The following is a 15,005-nucleotide window of genomic DNA, read 5'->3' on the forward strand; positions in this document are numbered from 1 at the left end:
AACGCCCACTGCCCGGACGCGTCATGATGGATCGTGACACCAGGAATGCGGCCATCGCAGCGGTGTGGATCATGCTTCTGTTCGGCATCGGCGCCTACTATCTGCCGACCGTGATGCTGGCCCTCGGCAGCCTTTCGACCGTGCTGGCCGGCGCCTTCGGCATCGTCTTCGTGCTAGCGTTTTTCTCGGTGTTCTGGCTGCGCGCGCGCAACCAACGCAAAAACCAGGGTAAATAGGCAAGGGATTTTCGACATGCGCATTCTGATCACCGGCGCCGCGGGCATGGTCGGCCGCAAGCTCATCGCCCGGCTGGCCAAGGACGGCATGCTGCGCGGCGGCAAGATCACCGCGCTCGACCTGCACGATATCGTGCCGCCGCAGGCGCCGGTCATGGACGGGGTCAGCATCACCCTCCACACCAGCGATCTTGCCGAGGCGGGTGCCACCGAACGCCTGGTCGCATCGCGCCCCGATGTCGTCTTCCATCTCGCCGGCATCGTGTCCGGCGAGGCGGAGGCGAATTTCGAACTCGGCTACCGCGTCAATCTCGACGGCACGCGGGCGCTGTTCGATGCCATCCGCCTGGCGGGCTTTGCACCGCGTGTCGTCTTCACCTCGTCGATCGCGGTGTTCGGTGCACCGTTCCCGGATGTCATACCCGATGACTTCCATCCGACGCCGCTGACCTCCTACGGCACGCAGAAGCAGATGAGCGAAGCGCTGCTGGCCGACTATTCCAGGCGCGGTTTCTTCGACGGCATCGGCATCCGGCTGCCGACCATCTGCGTGCGGCCCGGCAAGCCGAACAAGGCGGCGTCCGGCTTCTTCTCAGGCATCATCCGTGAGCCCTTGAGCGGCCACGAGGCGATCCTGCCGGTGCCGCGCTCCGTCGTGCACACCCACGCCAGCCCGCGTTCGGCGGTCAATTTCCTGATCCATGCGGCCCAGATCGATGGCGCCGCCGTCGGGCCGCGCCGCAACCTGACGATGCCCGGCGTCGCCGTCTCCGTCGGCGAGCAGATCGAGGCGCTGGAAAGTATCGCCGGGCCGAAGGCGGCGAGCCTGATCCGCGAGGAGCCGGACGAAACGATCTGGGCGATCGTCAAGGGCTGGCCGACAAGGTTCGAGGCGCGGCGCTCAAGGGAACTCGGCTTTGTCGCCGAAAAGAGTTTCGACGAGATCATCCGCGCGCATATCGAGGATGAGCTGGGCGGCAAGATCGCGAGTTAAATCCGCAGCACCACGGTGGGGAAAATCACCCGCCTGACGCCAGGCTTGCCGACAAAAGCAACAGTCCGAACAGGAACACGAAGGCGGCGCCGCCGATCTCGACGATCGAGTGGATGCGGTTGCCCATGCGGCCGTCTCCGGCGAAGTACACCGCCCAGTTCTTGGCGGTCACCGCAAGTGTGGCCAGCGCCGAGACGGTGATCGCGGTCCCCAGCGACATCGCCAGCACCGACAGCAGACCGCCGAGCCAGAGCCCGTTGAGAAGCGCGAAGCTGAGCACGATCAGCGCCCCGGAGCAGGGGCGGATGCCGACCGCCGCCACCGCCGACCAGGCCGTGCGCCAGTCGAAGCGATCGCCCGACAGCAGGGCCGGGTCGGGCGCATGCGAATGGCCGCAGGTATCGCAGACCTCGCCCGCCGCGTGATCGTGTGTGCCATGATCATGGCCGTGCGCACCATGGTCGTAATGATCGTGCGAATGGCTGTGCGCATGGTCGTGATCGTCATGCGCGTGCAGGGCGTGCGAATGGCCATGGGCCGCATGCGAATGACCTGCATGCGAATGGCCACCATGAGAATGGCCGGCGTGCGCCGCCGACAGGCTGTAGGCTGGACCTTTGCCGAACAGGCGCAGGACGGCAGGGCCGAGCTTGCGCCACAGCAGCCAGGCGCCGAACAGGGTGACGAAGACAAAGCTCATGACCTCCATGAACCAGGCCGCGTCCGTCATCGACACGGAGGTGCCGCGCAGGACGAAATAGGCGACTCCCATCACCGCGACCGCTGTGAGGCCTTGCAGCAGCGCCGAGATGAAGGACAGCAGGATGCCGCGGCGTAGTGCCACTTCGTTGGCGACCATGTAGGACGAGATCACCGCCTTGCCGTGACCGGGGCCGGCGGCATGGAAGATGCCGTAGGCGAAGGACAGGCCGACGAGTATCCAAATCTTGCTGCCGTCCTGGCGCATCGCCTTCATCGCGGTTGCCAGCGCGCGATAGAATTCCTGCTGCCGCAGATTGATCCACATCAGGATGTGGGCGAAGGGGCCGGTGCTGGGCGCGATGCCGTCATTGACGCCGATGCCGAGCGAACTCTGAGCATGGGCGGAGTTGGCAAAATGCATCATGGCAACAGTGAGGGCTAACAGGCCGAATGCCAAACGCAGGGACGGTTTCGTCACCGGTTTCATCCTTCTGGCTGACAGGTCAGTTCGAGCTTGGTGGCAAAGATCTTGCTCATGTCGGTGCCGGTCGGATCGTTGAAGAAGGCATCGGTAAGGGTCTTCTGGTTTTCCTTGATCGCCTCGTCCGGGTCCGGACGGATCACCTTGCTGGTGCAGTTCGACGGCAGGCCTTCAACCGTGATGTTGGAGTCCTCGGTGAAGTCGATCGCCGTGTAGAACGTCGGATCGTAGACGCCGATGTCGATCTTGCCGTTGAGCTTGATCGGCTCCTTCGGTTCGGACTCGAACAGGATGATCAACTGGTCGTTGTCGAAATTGGCCATCAGATGCGGCGGCGGCGTCATCGCCACGTCCTTGCCGTCCACGGTGACGAGCTGGAAGTAATTGAACTCGGCCAGCGAGGCGTGGACGGTGTCGGCGACTTCCTTGAGCTCGTTGTCGTCGAGCTTCAGGTCGGAGTTCTTGTCAAACTCCATCATCACCGTGCTGGAAAACAGATCGTCGAAGCGCCAGAGATGACGCAGTGCCTTCACACTTTGGTGATCCGGGGAGAGGATCACATCGAGGCGGGCCTCGGCGAAGACGTGTGGATGCACCTCAGCCGGTCCGGTGGCGGCAAAGGTCGCCGCCAAGGCCGAAGCCAGCATGATTGCGTGCCGTTTCAGGTGCATTCTCGGTCGCGATTCCATTGGCCTCGGAGAGATGTCGAGAGTTACCAGAAAGGGGGCGAAATTGGGACCGCGAGAGGGCTAAAACCGATCAGGCAGCTTCACGCGTCCTGAACCACTGCACCAGGAAGTCGACAAAGACGCGGACTTTCGCAGGCAGATAGCGGCGGTGCGGGTAGACGGCAAAAATGCCGCCGCCGGACAGGATGCGGTCATCCATCACCGCCACCAGGCGGCCGCTCGCGAGGTCAGGCGCGGCGATGAAATCCGGCAGTACGGAAAATCCGAGCCCCGCCACGGCCGCGGCTCTCGCCGTCATCGGGCTGTTGACCTCGATCGGACCCGACACCGAAACGCTCACCGGATCGCCATTGTCGCCCTTGAACGGCCAATTGTTCAGTCCGCGGCCATTGGTGTCGACGATGCAAGGCATGCGGCTGAGATCCTGCGGCCTTGTCGGCATGCCATGCTTGGCGATCAGTTCGGGGGAGGCGCAGAGCTTTATCGAAAACGGCGCCAGCCGCCTGGCGATCAGCGACGAGTTCTCCAGCCGCGAGATGCGCACCGCAAGATCGAAGCCCTCCTCGACCAGATCGACGAAGCGGTCGTCGAGCTGGATGTCGAGGACGATGTCGGGATGCTGCTTGGCGAAGTCGATCAGGGACTGGCCGATCGGCGCATCGGCGAAGGTGCGCGGCGCCGACAGCTTGATCCGGCCGCGCACGTCACCGGAGGATTCACGCACCGCGTCGGCCAGGCTGTCGACCTCGCGCACGATCTCCGAGGCGCGCCGGTAATAGGTGTGGCCGGCCTCTGTCATCGAGAACTGGCGCGTGGTGCGGTTGAGCAGCAAAGCGCCGAGTTCGTCCTCCAACTCGCGCACATATTTCGACAGCAAGGCCTTGGAACGGCCGATCTTGCGCGCCGCCGCCGAAAAGCCCTCGGCCTCGACCACGTCGATGAAGGCACGCATGCGCGTCAGTGTGTCCATGGTCAGGCCTTTCGTGCCGCGTCGAGAAGTTTCCGGCCGAGCCGTATCAGGGCAATGTCGCTGCCGGAAGGGCCAAGCAGCGACAGGCCGAACGGGGCGCCGGCGACCGAGCCGACGGGCAGTGTGATCTGTGGAAAACCGGACAGGCCGGCCAGGCACAGAAGTTGGAGCGCCCGTTCGCGATAGGCCTGGAACTGCTCCGGCGTGCTGTCCACGTAAGGTGCCGGACCAGGCACCGTCGGCAGGACAAGGAAGCCGTTCTTGCCGAGCAGGGCGCTCAGTTCGCCGCGAAAGGTCAGACGTCGCACCTTCTCGGCCTGGGCTGTCTTGTCGTCGACGGCGCGGCCAAAGCCGAAACGCTCCTCGACGCCGGGGCCAAGGCCGCGCTCGCCGCTGGTGATCCATTCGCCATGCACCGCCCAGGCCTCCCTGGCCTGCAGCCGGCGAAAGCACCAGTAGAGTTCATCGGGAGATGAGGAGAAGCGCACTCCCGGCGTCATCGGCGCGCCGAAGACCTTGCCCGCCAGCCCCTTCATTTCACCATATTCGGCAAGCGCCGGGCGGGCGACCAATCCATCCAGCCAATCCAGTGCCAGCGGCCGGTCCAACACATGCTGGTGCGGATCGCGGCCGAGCAGCAGCTTGCCGACGGTTTCGTAGGTCTCGATGTCATCGGCGAACCAGCCGAACGTGTCGAGGCTCGGCGCCAGCTTCATCGTGCCGTCGAGCGGAATGCGGCCATGCGTGGTGCGCAGCCCGATCAGTCCGCAAAAGCTCGCCGGGGCGCGGATCGAGCCGCCGGTGTCGGAGCCGGTGGCGATATCGGCCAGCCTGCCCGCCACCGCCGCCGCCGATCCCGATGAGGAGCCGCCTGTGACGCGGTCGGGTGCCGCCGGGTTCACCGGAAACGAGAAATGCGCATTCTGGCCGAACAGCGCGAAGGCAAGCTCGTCGGTCTGCGTCTTGCCGACGAAGCGTGCGCCGGCATCGAGGATCATCTGCACGGCGGGTGCGGTGCGCGAGGCTGCGTGGCTTTCGGCGAATTTTTGCAAATTGCCGCAACCGGTGCGGTAGCCGGCGACGTCGTAGATGTCCTTGACGGCCAGCCGCAGGCCGGCCAGCGGGCCTAGCTGGGCATGTGCCACTGGCATCTGGCGAAGATCGAGAAAGGCGTTGAGAGGGCCGTGCGTGCCTGTCATCGTTCGATATCCGGATACGGTTGCCGCAACATTGTTCGACGCCAGAAATTTTACAACCTGCGATACGATTTTTATTGATTGTGAAAGTCTTCGCCCTTATATCGCGCTTGCCCAAAGTCGCACGTGCCTGTGGGTGTCCGCCGATCCTCGAATGGTGAGGGAAATCGGTAAGGTAACTGGAGCTAACCCCTCCAGTCGGTCTAGCGGCCAACCGCCAGCCCGAGGACACCTTGAAGCAACGACGGTGCGGGCCTTTCTGGTGTTCTGCCGGTTGTCCAAAAACCGGGGTTACTGAAGAGGCACACCTTCATTGCCGGCAGTGCGGACGGGTCTCCCATCCAAGCCAAGGCAGACAAAGCGAACCGAGGCCGGGCAAGGCCAAGGTTCACCGCCGCGAGACGGCGCTTCATGGTTCCGGGGTCTCCACCGGCTGGTTCCATGAATTTCCGTCCCGCCTTTGTCCACCGCGAGTTCGCGAGGCCGACAGCCCGCGTCCCGCAGCCTTATTGCGCGCCGAAAGGCGCTGATGGAGAGACCCCGATGGCCACCCAGCGCATTCTTGACTTTCTCGCCACCCGACGTCCGACCGGCCCCTGCCTCGTCGTCGACCTCGATGTCGTGCGCGACAATTTCCGCGCCTTCGAGAAGGCGCTGCCTGATTCCAAGATCTACTATGCTGTGAAAGCAAACCCGGCGCCGGAAATCCTGCGCCTGCTTGCTGCGATGGGCTCGTCCTTCGACACCGCTTCCGTTGCCGAAGTCGAGATGGCGATGGACGCTGGTGCGCCGGCGGACCGCATCTCCTTCGGCAACACCATCAAGAAGGAGCGTGACATCGCACGCGCCTACCAGCTCGGCATCCGCCTGTTCGCGGTCGACTGCGTCGAAGAGGTCGAGAAGATCGCCCGCGTCGCTCCAGGCGCGCGCGTGTTCTGCCGCGTGCTGACCGATGGCGAGGGCGCGGAATGGCCGCTGTCGCGCAAGTTCGGCTGCGTGCCGGCGATGGCCGTCGACGTGCTGCGCCATGCCAAGGGGCTCGGCCTCGACGCCTATGGCGTGTCGTTCCATGTCGGCTCGCAGCAGACCGACCTGACCGCCTGGGACCGTGCGCTGGCCGACGCCAAGGTGGTGTTCGCGACGCTCGCCGAAGAAGGCATCGTCTTGAAGATGGTCAATATGGGCGGTGGTTTCCCGACGCGCTATCTGCGTGACGTGCCGGCCGCCCAGGCCTATGGCCAGGCGATCTTCTCGGCGCTGCGCAAGCATTTCGGCAATGCGCTTCCCGAGACCATCATCGAGCCGGGCCGTGGCATGGTCGGCAATGCCGGCGTCATCAAGTCGGAAGTCGTGCTGATCTCGAAGAAAGCGGCCAACGACAATGTGCGCTGGGTGTTCCTCGACATCGGCAAGTTCGGCGGCTTGGCCGAGACGATGGACGAGGCGATCCGCTACCCGATCGTCACCGCGCATGACGGCACGGAGACAGCGCCCTGCGTGCTCGCCGGCCCGACCTGCGATTCGGCCGACGTGATGTACGAGAAGACGCCCTATCCGCTGCCTTTGTCGCTGACGATCGGCGACGAGGTGCTGATCGAAGGCACCGGCGCCTACACGACCACCTACTCGGCGGTCGCCTTCAACGGCTTCGAGCCTCTCCGATCCTACGTGATCTGACGGCGCTTCCTCAGCGCATTTTCGGACGGCGAACCGGACACAACTTCGCCTGAAAATGCGCTGAGAGAGCCGATCAGATCATCCCAGGTGGGCGCCTGTCGTCCACCCGGGCTCGCCTGTGGAACAGATCTCCGCTCGCCAGGGATTGCGGAAATGGAAATGTCATTTGAAATGGAAATGCCAGTTGAAATTGGGGGCCACGCACCGGCCTTTGGGATGGTCGCCGAAGCCGCCGCCGATGTTGCGGCGCGCGAGGCGTTGCTCGATCGGGCCATGGGGCCGAAGCGCAGGAAAAAGTCGTCGGAGAAGTTGCGGCGTGGCCGGCGGCCCTCGGAAGGGCTGGCCTTCGTCGCCCGCGATGCTTTGGGCGGCGTGGCCGGCACCGTGCGGCTGTGGGATGTCAGGCTGGGCGAGGGCGGTGCGGCCGCGCTGCTGCTTGGCCCGCTTGCCGTCGACCCGTCGCTCAAGAATGCCGGCATCGGCTCGGCGCTGATGCGCCATGCCATCGCCGAAGCGGCGCGTCTCGGCCATGCCGCTATCCTTTTGGTCGGCGATGCGCCCTATTACGCGCGCTTCGGCTTCTCGGCCGAGAAGACCGGTTCACTTGCCATGCCAGGACCCTATGAGCGGCACCGCCTGCTGGCGCTGGAACTGGTGGAAGGCGCGCTTGACGGCGTGCACGGCACGCTGAAGGCGGCCGGCCGCAAGCTGAAGGCGCAGGAACTGATATCGGCGGCCTGAGACACGAAGCCGGCAGCATTTCATGCAAAAACGCCGCCCGAAAAGGCGGCGTTTTTGCGCTTGGTGGGTGCCGCCTGGGCGGCTGGATGCCTTCAGCCGATCAGCTGGCTGAGCGCCATGGCGACGGTCATGTCGCCTTCGACCTTTATCTTGCCGGTCATGAACGCCATTGTCGGGTTCAGGTCGCCAGCGATCAGCGAATCCAGATCGTCGAGCGAGAGCTTGATGGTGCAGTCGGTGGGTGCATCGGTGTTCGAGACGGTTGCGCCGTCGATGACGATGACGCCGTCGCTGCCGGTGTCGAATTTCACGGAACGATCGAACCCGCTGCTGGCCACCCGCGACTTGATCTTCTCGGCAATCTTCTGAACGCTCACGCTGTTCTCCTTGTCTGGTTGCATCTGTCTCGCAACGGCGCTTCGATCCAGCCGAAGCCCATGCCGCGGTTTCGCGATCACGGTCGCTGCCGCATATAGCTTTGGGTTGACGTTTACGTCAACGCGGATTCGGGTGGCTGGTTCCTGCCCTTGCGGCAGGCGAGGCTCGATGTGACCAGGCCTGTGAGCAGGGCAACTCAGTGTTCCTTGAACGCCTTGGTCATTTCGGTCGCCGTTTCGCTTTTCTTGCGGCGCAGCCAGTTGTCGCGGATTTCGTCCTTCGACAGGAAATTGACCTGGTCGATCAGAACCTCATGCACCAAAGGCGCGCCGACACGCGCGTTGACGGTATCGCGGATTGCGGCGCGGAAGGCATCGAGATCGATGGTCGCCTTGTTGGTGAAGTCGATCTGCGGATTGGAATAGAGGTAGGAATAGACCTGGTCGGTGATCAGCGCTTCGGCCGGAATGGACAGCTTCTTTATCTGCTCGGGTTCGACGGTGTAGACGAGCTTGGTCAGGAAATAGCCGCCGATCTCAGAATCGCGGATCAGCGGCACCGAAATGATGTCGGTCTTGACGTAGTCGAGACCGCCCAGCATCGGCTTCGGCGTTTCGCCGACACCGCGCTCGCCGGCCGCCTGGAAAGAATAGAACACGGCGCCGAGGGTTGCGGCGCAAATCCAGACGGCGATGGCGATGACCTTGATCATCGGCTCTTGTCAGTCCCTTGATCCGTCCCTTGCGAAGGCGACGCGGCACTGCGCCGTTGCTTCGGCAGTATCTCCGAAGTGTCGCTCGTGTTCGGCATCATGCCTTCATCCAGCCGAACTCGCCGGCGGAGTAGGTGCCGTCGGTCTCGGCGCGCTGGATGGCGTGCCGCAGCAGGCTGGCGACTTCGTTGACCGCGCTGAGATGCGCCAGGATCGCCGCTTCGTTCTTCGCCAGCTTCTGGCGCAGCCGGGTCAGGCCCTCGCGGTGCTGTTCGAGGAATTCGGCTTCGCTGCCGCCCTTCATGGCGCGGGTCAACTCGTAGAGGTAGCGGCTCTTGCGGGCGTTCGACGCCTTGAGATCATAGTTGGTCGCGTTGCGGATACCGGCGGTCTCTTCCTCGACCACTTCCTCGATGCGACCGATGATGGCGGCGAGGTTGCCGGGCCGCGCGAACGGGATCGGCGCTTCCGACGCCGTCGTGCGTACTGGCAGGTTGGGGGTGGATTCCGAAAAGTCGGCCATGGCGTTTCCCAGTTTAGATCTTGATGTTTGTTTTTATGGTCGTCTCGTCACCGGTCATCGACCCCGCAGCCTTGCGCTGCAATTGGTGGACCAGCGAGGTCGACAGGCTGTTTTGCTGGTCGATCTCGGTCTTTTCCAACCCGCCCGAAACCGGACCGACCGGAACCACGCGCTTGCCTTCGAGATAGTGGTCGGCAAGCATCGACTTGGCGATGCCGATGCCACCGCGTTCGGCCATCACGTCCGCGACCCGCTCGGCAAGCTGCGATTTCCACATGTCGCCGGCCAGGCCCTTGCCGTAGACGCCCTCGGTATCCTTTGGCAGCATGTTCTGGATGAAGGTCTGCAGCACCATCGCCTCGAACTTCTTGAATTTGTTGGCCGGGTCGGTTGCAGCGGCGGCCTTGTCGGCGGTGGCGCGCGACAGGATCGAGCCGGCATCGACCGAAGCGGCGGTGTCGAGTGAAAACGTGCCCGCAGCGCCGCCGGCCCGCTTTGCCAGCGCGGCGCGGGCGGTCTCGATATCCGCCGGGTCGACGGCTCGGGCCACATCCATAACGATGTCGCTGGGTGGAGAAATCGCCAAGAAAGTCCGCCTTTTACCGGTTTTCCTTAGCCAGACCATGCCTCAACAAGCTTGTGGCAGGCTTGCGGGAAGGAGAGGGAGCGGAAGTGCGGGGATCGGATCGAAGCTGCCGGCTTCGCGCCATGCGTTGTCGGGCAGTTTTTTCCATCGTCGATTTCCGCCTCAGCTTCACTCCTTGACCGCGCCCGTCATCGAGGAGACGTAGTGCTCGACAAAGAATGAATAGAGCACCACCACCGGCAGGGAGCCGATCAGCGCGCCTGCCATCAGGGCTCCCCATTCATAGACGTCCGAACGTACGAGCTCGGTAAGCACGCCGACCGGCACGGTCTTGTTTTCGGACGACTGGATAAAAGTCAAAGCGTAGATGAATTCGTTCCATGACAGGGTGAAAGCGAAGATGCCGGCGGAAATCAGGCCAGGCACCGACAGCGGCAGAACTATCTTGGTCAGGATTTGCCAGCGGCTGGCGCCGTCGATCAGCGCGCATTCTTCCAGTTCGAAAGGGATCGAGCGGAAGTAGCCCATCAAGAGCCACGTGCAGAATGGAATGAGGAACGTCGGATAGGTGAGGATCAGCGCGAACGGCGTATCGTAAAGGCCGAGGTTGAAAACCATCACCGACAGGGGAATGAACAGAATCGAGGGCGGCACGAGATAGGCCAGGAAGATCGCCAAGCCGACCTGCCGCGCCCCGGAAAACCTCAAGCGTTCGATCGCATAGGCAGCGAAAACCGCCGCCAGCAGCGACAGGAAAGTTGCGGCGGTCGAGATGATGATCGTGTTGAGAAGCCAGCCCGGATAGGATGTGTCGAAGAGCAGATACCGAATATGCTCGAGTGTCGGATGGACGACCCAGAACGGATTGAAATTGGCATAATCCGTCATCTCGAGATTGGGTTTCACCGCCGTGATCGTCATCCAGTAGAACGGGAACAGCAGCACGATGACGAAGATCAGGAGCGGCAGATAAACGGTCACCACGCGCCGGGGCAGGCTCTGGAGATAGCCCATGCCGCCTTCATCCGTGTTCGGACGATTGTTCGTTTCGATCGCGGCCATGTCAGTCTCCACCGCCCTGCTGCCATTTACGACGTTGCAAGCCGAAATAGCTGAAAAGGATCGCCGCTAGCAGGAATGGGATCATCGCCACCGCGATCGCGGCTCCCTCGCCAAGCTGGCCGCCGGAAATGCCGCGCTGGAACGAGAGCGTTGCCATCAGATGGGTGGCATTCACCGGCCCGCCGCGAGTCAGCACATAGATCAGCTGGAAATCGGTGAAGGTGAACAGGACCGAAAAGGTCATGGTGATGGCGATGATCGGCGTCAGCAGCGGCAGCGTCACATAGCGGAACAACTGCCAACGGCTGGCGCCGTCGAGCGTCGCGGCCTCGTAAAGCGATTGGGGAATCGTCTGCAGGCCGGCCAGCAGCGTGATGGCCACGAAAGGAATGCCGCGCCAGACATTGGCAGCGATCACCGAGGCGCGTGCGTTCTCCGGATCGCCAAGGAAATTGATGCGGTGATCGATCAGTCCCATTTCCATGAGCGCCCACGACAGGATGGAGAACTGCGAATCGTAGATCCACCAGAAGGCGATGGCCGAGAGCACCGTCGGCACCACCCACGGCAGCAGGACAATCGCGCGGAAGAACGATTTGAAGGGAAGGTTCTGGTTGAGGAGGAGCGCTAGCCAGAGGCCGAGCGCGAATTTCAGGATCGAAGCGCTGATTGTATAGAGCAAGGTGTTGAAGACGGAGAGCCAGAAGACGGCGTCGCTCCACAGATATTCATAGTTTTCGATGCCGATGAAGATGCCGGGGCGGCCGATGCGGGCATCGGTGAAGCCGAGCCAAACGCCGAGCCCCAGCGGATAGGTCAGGAAGACAAGCAGCAGTGCAGCCGCCGGAAGCATGAAGCCGAAGCCAAGTGCGTTCCGACTTTCGCTCCAGCGCGACAGAATCCGTGAGAAGATCGAAGATCGCGGCTGGATAGCAGCTGACGGCACGGCCATGGGTTGGCTCCTGCTGAGGTCTCATTGATAGGCCGGATCGGCCGCGACGCAATCCGAAGCCAGCCGGGCAGCCGCGCTGCCCGGCTGAGCAGGCTCAAACGCGATAATAGCGATTTGCCCGCTTCTCGGCCTCTTCCATTGCCTCTTGCGGCGTCGCCTGGCCGGTCACCGCTTTGGCGAACATGTCGACCAGCACGTAGTCGGCCATGGTTGCCGCCGAGGCATAGCCGAGCGGCCCGGCATAGCCGTTAGGCCGCAGAGTAGCCGAAGCCTTGGCGTAAGCGGCGTTGTTGGGATCGGCGGTCCATACGGGGTTGTTGTCGAATGCCTTCAGTGTCTGGCAGCAATATCCGGCCGAGGAGGTGATCCAGTCCTTCATTTGCGGTTCCTCGAACATGAACTGCAAATACGCCTTAGCCGCGTTGGGGTAGGGCGTGTAATTGAAGATGACAGCCGTGGTCACCTGGAACAATTCGACGGATTTGCCGACAGGACCGATGGGCAGGTTGGTCGTGCGTATGTCCTTGGCGATTTCAGCCAGCTTTGGATCTTTGTCCTTGTTGATCTTGGCCGTGTTGTAGGCGGAAATTCCATTGGCGATCACCCCCAGTTCGCCGGCCAGGAAGGCGCGGTTGTTGTTGACGTCGAGCCAGCTTTCAGTGCCTGGAATGAAGGTCTTGTAGAGCTCCTGCGCGTATTCGATCGCCTTGAGGGTCTCGGGGCTGTTGATCGTTACCTTGCCACTCTCGTCTACCATCTGGCCGCCATGGCTCCACAGCAGCCAATGAGCATAGTTGTTGCCGTCGCCGACGCCATGGCCATGCGTGAAGCCGGCCGGATGTCCCTTCGCTTGCAAGGCCTTGCAAAGTTCCAGGAAGCCTTTCGTATCCTTGGGAAACTCCGAAAAGCCGGCCTCTTTCACCCAGCTTTCCCGATAGACGATGGCATTGCCGATCGTGGCCAGGGGCAGGCCGACGAACTTCCCGGCGCGTGTCGCATATTGCTTAGGTCCCTCGTGCCAGCCACCGTATTTCGCGCCTAGATACTCACCCAGTTCGCTCACGTCGTGCAGCTTGTCGGGATATTGGTGCGGGTCATCGAACCAGACGAACATCAGGTCGGGGCCGGACCCGACATTGGCGGCGACCGCCGCCTTGGGACGAATGTCCTCCCAGCTTTCCTTGTCGACGCGAACCTCGACACCGGTCGCTTCGATGAAGCGCTTGGTGTTGGCCAGCCATTGGTCCTCGTCGCCCTGGACGAAAGGCGACCAGCGCAGCAGTCTAAGCTTGGCGCCATCCTCGGGTTTGTATTTCAGTCCGTCCTGGGCAAGGGCCGGAGAGCTGATGAACCGACTTCCCAAGGCACCCGCCGCCGCGCCGGCGGTGGTGCGGATCACGTCGCGTCTGGTGAACTTCATGCTCGTTTCCTCCTGTTTGTTGTCCTTGCCTATGGTCCTACTGATCGGTACGTGTTTGGAATCTCTGTCCGGTTTCTGCGTGAAAGAGATGAATGAGGCTGGGCTCGGCCGTAAGCCGGATGGTTTCGCCCGGCGTAAAGGAATGTCGTTCCCGGAAATTCGCGACGATCTCTTCGCCGCCGGCTGTCCTGCCGATGAGCTGCACTTCGGACCCGGTTGGTTCAACCACCGCGACGGTGACCGGAATGCCCTGCTCGTCGGACAGCCGCAAATGCTCGGGCCTTATTCCCAGCACCACAGGCTCGCCATTGCGGATGGAAAGTGCCGAGGCCAACGGGACTGAAATCCCCCCGGCGCCGCGGAACGAGGGTGAGCCGTCGGAAGCGATCTCGCCCCTCAGCAAATTCATGGCCGGCGAGCCGATAAAGCTGGCGACAAAAAGATTGTTCGGCCGGTCATAAAGTTCCAGCGGCGGCCCTATCTGCTCGACGATGCCGTCATGCATGACCACGATCTTGTCAGCCATAGTCATGGCTTCGATCTGATCGTGAGTGACGTAGACTGTCGTGGTCTTGAGGCGCTGGTGCAGTTCCTTGATCTCGGCGCGCATCTGCACTCTGAGTTTGGCGTCGAGATTGGACAGCGGTTCGTCGAAGAGAAACACCGCCGGATCACGCACGATCGCGCGGCCCATCGCGACGCGCTGGCGCTGGCCGCCGGAAAGCTGCCGAGGATAGCGCGCCAGCAAAGGCACCAGCCCAAGGATTTCGGCTGCGCGGCGCACGCCGGCATCGCTCTCCGGCTTGGAAACTCCTTTGAGCATCAGCGAGAACGCCATGTTCTCGGCAACGGTCATGTGTGGATAAAGCGCATAGTTCTGGAAGACCATGGCGACGTCGCGCTCCTTGGGCGCAACGTTGTTGACGACACGTTCGCCAATCGCGATCTGGCCGCGTGAAATCTTTTCCAGGCCGGCGATCATTCTGAGAAGGGTTGATTTTCCGCAGCCCGACGGTCCGACCAGAGTGACGAACTCGCCGTCCTCGATGTTCACGCTGACCCCGTGCAGGATCTCGACAGCGCCGAATGATTTATAGACTTCGCCAATTGCGACAGACGCCATCGGTCCTCCCAACAATTCCCGCGACGTCGTCGAAGGAACAACGCTTCCGCTAGCGACAGCCCTGGCTCCTCCCAGGCTCACGCTAGGCCGAAACGGTAGCGCTACCAAACCGGGCTGTAAAGCGTTTACGGGAAAGCCGAACCTTGGAGCGTCCGCTTCGCGCCACACAATCCTCCCAGCTACTCCTGCGTCCGCTTCTGCGCGATGATATCGAGCCGCTCGCGGTCGGAGCGTTCGCGTTCGTCGCGGTCGCGCACGTCCTTGTAGGCGCGCTCGACCATGTTGGTGCGGGCGGTCGCCGCGGCGATGAGGTTGGCTTCCTGCCTGGCGCTCGCCAGGTTCGCCTCCTGGCGCACCACCGCCTGGGCAATGCGGCGATGGTAGAGATCGGGAAACAGGGCGGAGAGCGAATCGGCCTGGTCGAAATGGCCGACCAGTTCCTTGGCCTCGGCCTCGGCGGTACTGGCCGCCGCAAGGAAGGTGGCGTGGCGGGTTTCGTGCAGCGCCTTCAGCTGTTCCTGCACCTTGACCAGCTTCTTGAGGCGGTCCTTGCGCGTGCTCAT

The 15,005-nt window shown here is 62.7% G+C and carries 17 protein-coding genes; 4 read left to right on the forward strand and 13 right to left on the reverse strand.

The genetic code is table 11. The features are described from left to right. The first annotated feature begins 23 nt into the window (after positions 1-23). Both NKH06_RS17935 and denD read left to right on the forward strand, forming a co-directional pair. Positions 24-236: a hypothetical protein gene (locus NKH06_RS17935; protein ID WP_352632630.1), complete on the forward strand. Its 213-nt coding sequence runs from the start codon at positions 24-26 to the stop codon at positions 234-236. 16 nt (positions 237-252) lie between these two features. Continuing rightward, complete coding sequence (gene denD, locus NKH06_RS17940) at positions 253-1,230, forward strand: D-erythronate dehydrogenase (protein WP_352893599.1); 978 nt, start codon at positions 253-255, stop codon at positions 1,228-1,230. Between the two features lie 25 nt (positions 1,231-1,255). On the opposite strand, the gene NKH06_RS17945 is transcribed toward denD, so the two are convergent. The 4 genes from NKH06_RS17945 to NKH06_RS17960 all read right to left on the reverse strand — a co-directional run bounded on the left by NKH06_RS17945 (position 1,256) and on the right by NKH06_RS17960 (position 5,271). Beyond that, positions 1,256-2,419, reverse strand: a complete 1,164-nt coding sequence (locus NKH06_RS17945) for a nickel/cobalt transporter (RefSeq protein ID WP_352893601.1) — start codon at positions 2,417-2,419, stop codon at positions 1,256-1,258. After that, positions 2,416-3,084 (reverse strand): DUF1007 family protein, encoded by a 669-nt coding sequence (locus tag NKH06_RS17950; RefSeq protein WP_352863322.1) that lies wholly within the window; start codon positions 3,082-3,084, stop codon positions 2,416-2,418. Before NKH06_RS17950 ends, NKH06_RS17945 begins: the two co-directional genes overlap by 4 nt. Positions 3,085-3,172: 88 nt before the next feature. Then, positions 3,173-4,072, reverse strand: coding sequence for a LysR family transcriptional regulator (locus NKH06_RS17955; protein WP_352441886.1), 900 nt, complete (start codon positions 4,070-4,072; stop codon positions 3,173-3,175). A 2-nt stretch (positions 4,073-4,074) separates the two neighbouring features. Beyond that, positions 4,075-5,271, reverse strand: coding sequence for an amidase (locus NKH06_RS17960; RefSeq protein ID WP_023810037.1), 1,197 nt, complete (start codon positions 5,269-5,271; stop codon positions 4,075-4,077). 540 nt (positions 5,272-5,811) lie between these two features. On the opposite strand from NKH06_RS17960, the gene odc2 reads away from it, so the two are divergent. Then, positions 5,812-6,945, forward strand: coding sequence for an ornithine/lysine decarboxylase (odc2, locus tag NKH06_RS17965; protein ID WP_023810036.1), 1,134 nt, complete (start codon positions 5,812-5,814; stop codon positions 6,943-6,945). Positions 6,946-7,116: 171 nt separating this feature from the next. After that, positions 7,117-7,686: a GNAT family N-acetyltransferase gene (locus NKH06_RS17970; RefSeq protein ID WP_023810035.1), complete on the forward strand. Its 570-nt coding sequence runs from the start codon at positions 7,117-7,119 to the stop codon at positions 7,684-7,686. 92 nt (positions 7,687-7,778) lie between these two features. Here NKH06_RS17970 and NKH06_RS17975 read toward each other — a convergent pair whose 3' ends face one another. The 9 genes from NKH06_RS17975 to NKH06_RS18015 form a co-directional block, all read right to left on the reverse strand. Next, positions 7,779-8,087 (reverse strand): SCP2 sterol-binding domain-containing protein, encoded by a 309-nt coding sequence (locus tag NKH06_RS17975; protein ID WP_196815312.1) that lies wholly within the window; start codon positions 8,085-8,087, stop codon positions 7,779-7,781. Between the two features lie 173 nt (positions 8,088-8,260). Further along, positions 8,261-8,776 carry a hypothetical protein gene (locus NKH06_RS17980; RefSeq protein WP_023810033.1) on the reverse strand — a complete coding sequence of 172 codons (516 nt, stop codon included), beginning with the start codon at positions 8,774-8,776 and terminating at the stop codon, positions 8,261-8,263. Positions 8,777-8,873: 97 nt separating this feature from the next. Beyond that, on the reverse strand, positions 8,874-9,299 hold the full coding sequence (locus NKH06_RS17985; RefSeq protein WP_023810032.1) for a hypothetical protein: 426 nt from the start codon (positions 9,297-9,299) through the stop codon (positions 8,874-8,876). 13 nt (positions 9,300-9,312) lie between these two features. Next, positions 9,313-9,924 carry a rod-binding protein gene (locus NKH06_RS17990; RefSeq protein ID WP_352441887.1) on the reverse strand — a complete coding sequence of 204 codons (612 nt, stop codon included), beginning with the start codon at positions 9,922-9,924 and terminating at the stop codon, positions 9,313-9,315. Between the two features lie 129 nt (positions 9,925-10,053). Next, positions 10,054-10,947: a carbohydrate ABC transporter permease gene (locus NKH06_RS17995; RefSeq protein ID WP_023810030.1), complete on the reverse strand. Its 894-nt coding sequence runs from the start codon at positions 10,945-10,947 to the stop codon at positions 10,054-10,056. A gap of 1 nt (position 10,948) precedes the next feature. Then, positions 10,949-11,800 carry a carbohydrate ABC transporter permease gene (locus NKH06_RS18000; protein ID WP_372337954.1) on the reverse strand — a complete coding sequence of 284 codons (852 nt, stop codon included), beginning with the start codon at positions 11,798-11,800 and terminating at the stop codon, positions 10,949-10,951. Positions 11,801-11,993: 193 nt separating this feature from the next. Beyond that, complete coding sequence (locus NKH06_RS18005) at positions 11,994-13,319, reverse strand: ABC transporter substrate-binding protein (protein WP_352677083.1); 1,326 nt, start codon at positions 13,317-13,319, stop codon at positions 11,994-11,996. A gap of 37 nt (positions 13,320-13,356) precedes the next feature. Further along, positions 13,357-14,442: an ABC transporter ATP-binding protein gene (locus tag NKH06_RS18010; RefSeq protein WP_352722611.1), complete on the reverse strand. Its 1,086-nt coding sequence runs from the start codon at positions 14,440-14,442 to the stop codon at positions 13,357-13,359. A 179-nt stretch (positions 14,443-14,621) separates the two neighbouring features. Next, on the reverse strand, positions 14,622-15,005 hold the full coding sequence (locus tag NKH06_RS18015) for a hypothetical protein (RefSeq protein ID WP_352677085.1): 384 nt from the start codon (positions 15,003-15,005) through the stop codon (positions 14,622-14,624).

The sequence above is a fragment of the Mesorhizobium sp. M1342 genome (genome assembly GCF_040317955.1).
In the GTDB taxonomy this organism is placed as follows: Bacteria; Pseudomonadota; Alphaproteobacteria; order Rhizobiales; family Rhizobiaceae; genus Mesorhizobium.

What these genes read in the sequence shown, in the direction of transcription:
- NKH06_RS17935 (WP_352632630.1), top strand. Translation starts at nt 24, where the DNA reads ATGATGGATCGTGACACCAGGAATGCGGCCATCGCAGCGGTGTGGATC.
- NKH06_RS18005 (WP_352677083.1), bottom strand. Translation starts at nt 13,319, where the DNA reads ATGAAGTTCACCAGACGCGACGTGATCCGCACCACCGCCGGCGCGGCG.
- NKH06_RS18000 (WP_372337954.1), bottom strand. Translation starts at nt 11,800, where the DNA reads ATGCTTCCGGCGGCTGCACTGCTGCTTGTCTTCCTGACCTATCCGCTG.
- NKH06_RS18015 (WP_352677085.1), bottom strand. Translation starts at nt 15,005, where the DNA reads ATGAGCACGCGCAAGGACCGCCTCAAGAAGCTGGTCAAGGTGCAGGAA.
- NKH06_RS17955 (WP_352441886.1), bottom strand. Translation starts at nt 4,072, where the DNA reads ATGGACACACTGACGCGCATGCGTGCCTTCATCGACGTGGTCGAGGCC.
- denD (WP_352893599.1), top strand. Translation starts at nt 253, where the DNA reads ATGCGCATTCTGATCACCGGCGCCGCGGGCATGGTCGGCCGCAAGCTC.
- NKH06_RS17975 (WP_196815312.1), bottom strand. Translation starts at nt 8,087, where the DNA reads ATGCAACCAGACAAGGAGAACAGCGTGAGCGTTCAGAAGATTGCCGAG.
- NKH06_RS17945 (WP_352893601.1), bottom strand. Translation starts at nt 2,419, where the DNA reads ATGAAACCGGTGACGAAACCGTCCCTGCGTTTGGCATTCGGCCTGTTA.
- NKH06_RS17960 (WP_023810037.1), bottom strand. Translation starts at nt 5,271, where the DNA reads ATGACAGGCACGCACGGCCCTCTCAACGCCTTTCTCGATCTTCGCCAG.
- NKH06_RS17995 (WP_023810030.1), bottom strand. Translation starts at nt 10,947, where the DNA reads ATGGCCGCGATCGAAACGAACAATCGTCCGAACACGGATGAAGGCGGC.
- NKH06_RS18010 (WP_352722611.1), bottom strand. Translation starts at nt 14,442, where the DNA reads ATGGCGTCTGTCGCAATTGGCGAAGTCTATAAATCATTCGGCGCTGTC.
- NKH06_RS17970 (WP_023810035.1), top strand. Translation starts at nt 7,117, where the DNA reads ATGGAAATGCCAGTTGAAATTGGGGGCCACGCACCGGCCTTTGGGATG.
- odc2 (WP_023810036.1), top strand. Translation starts at nt 5,812, where the DNA reads ATGGCCACCCAGCGCATTCTTGACTTTCTCGCCACCCGACGTCCGACC.
- NKH06_RS17990 (WP_352441887.1), bottom strand. Translation starts at nt 9,924, where the DNA reads ATGGTCTGGCTAAGGAAAACCGGTAAAAGGCGGACTTTCTTGGCGATT.
- NKH06_RS17950 (WP_352863322.1), bottom strand. Translation starts at nt 3,084, where the DNA reads ATGCACCTGAAACGGCACGCAATCATGCTGGCTTCGGCCTTGGCGGCG.
- NKH06_RS17980 (WP_023810033.1), bottom strand. Translation starts at nt 8,776, where the DNA reads ATGATCAAGGTCATCGCCATCGCCGTCTGGATTTGCGCCGCAACCCTC.
- NKH06_RS17985 (WP_023810032.1), bottom strand. Translation starts at nt 9,299, where the DNA reads ATGGCCGACTTTTCGGAATCCACCCCCAACCTGCCAGTACGCACGACG.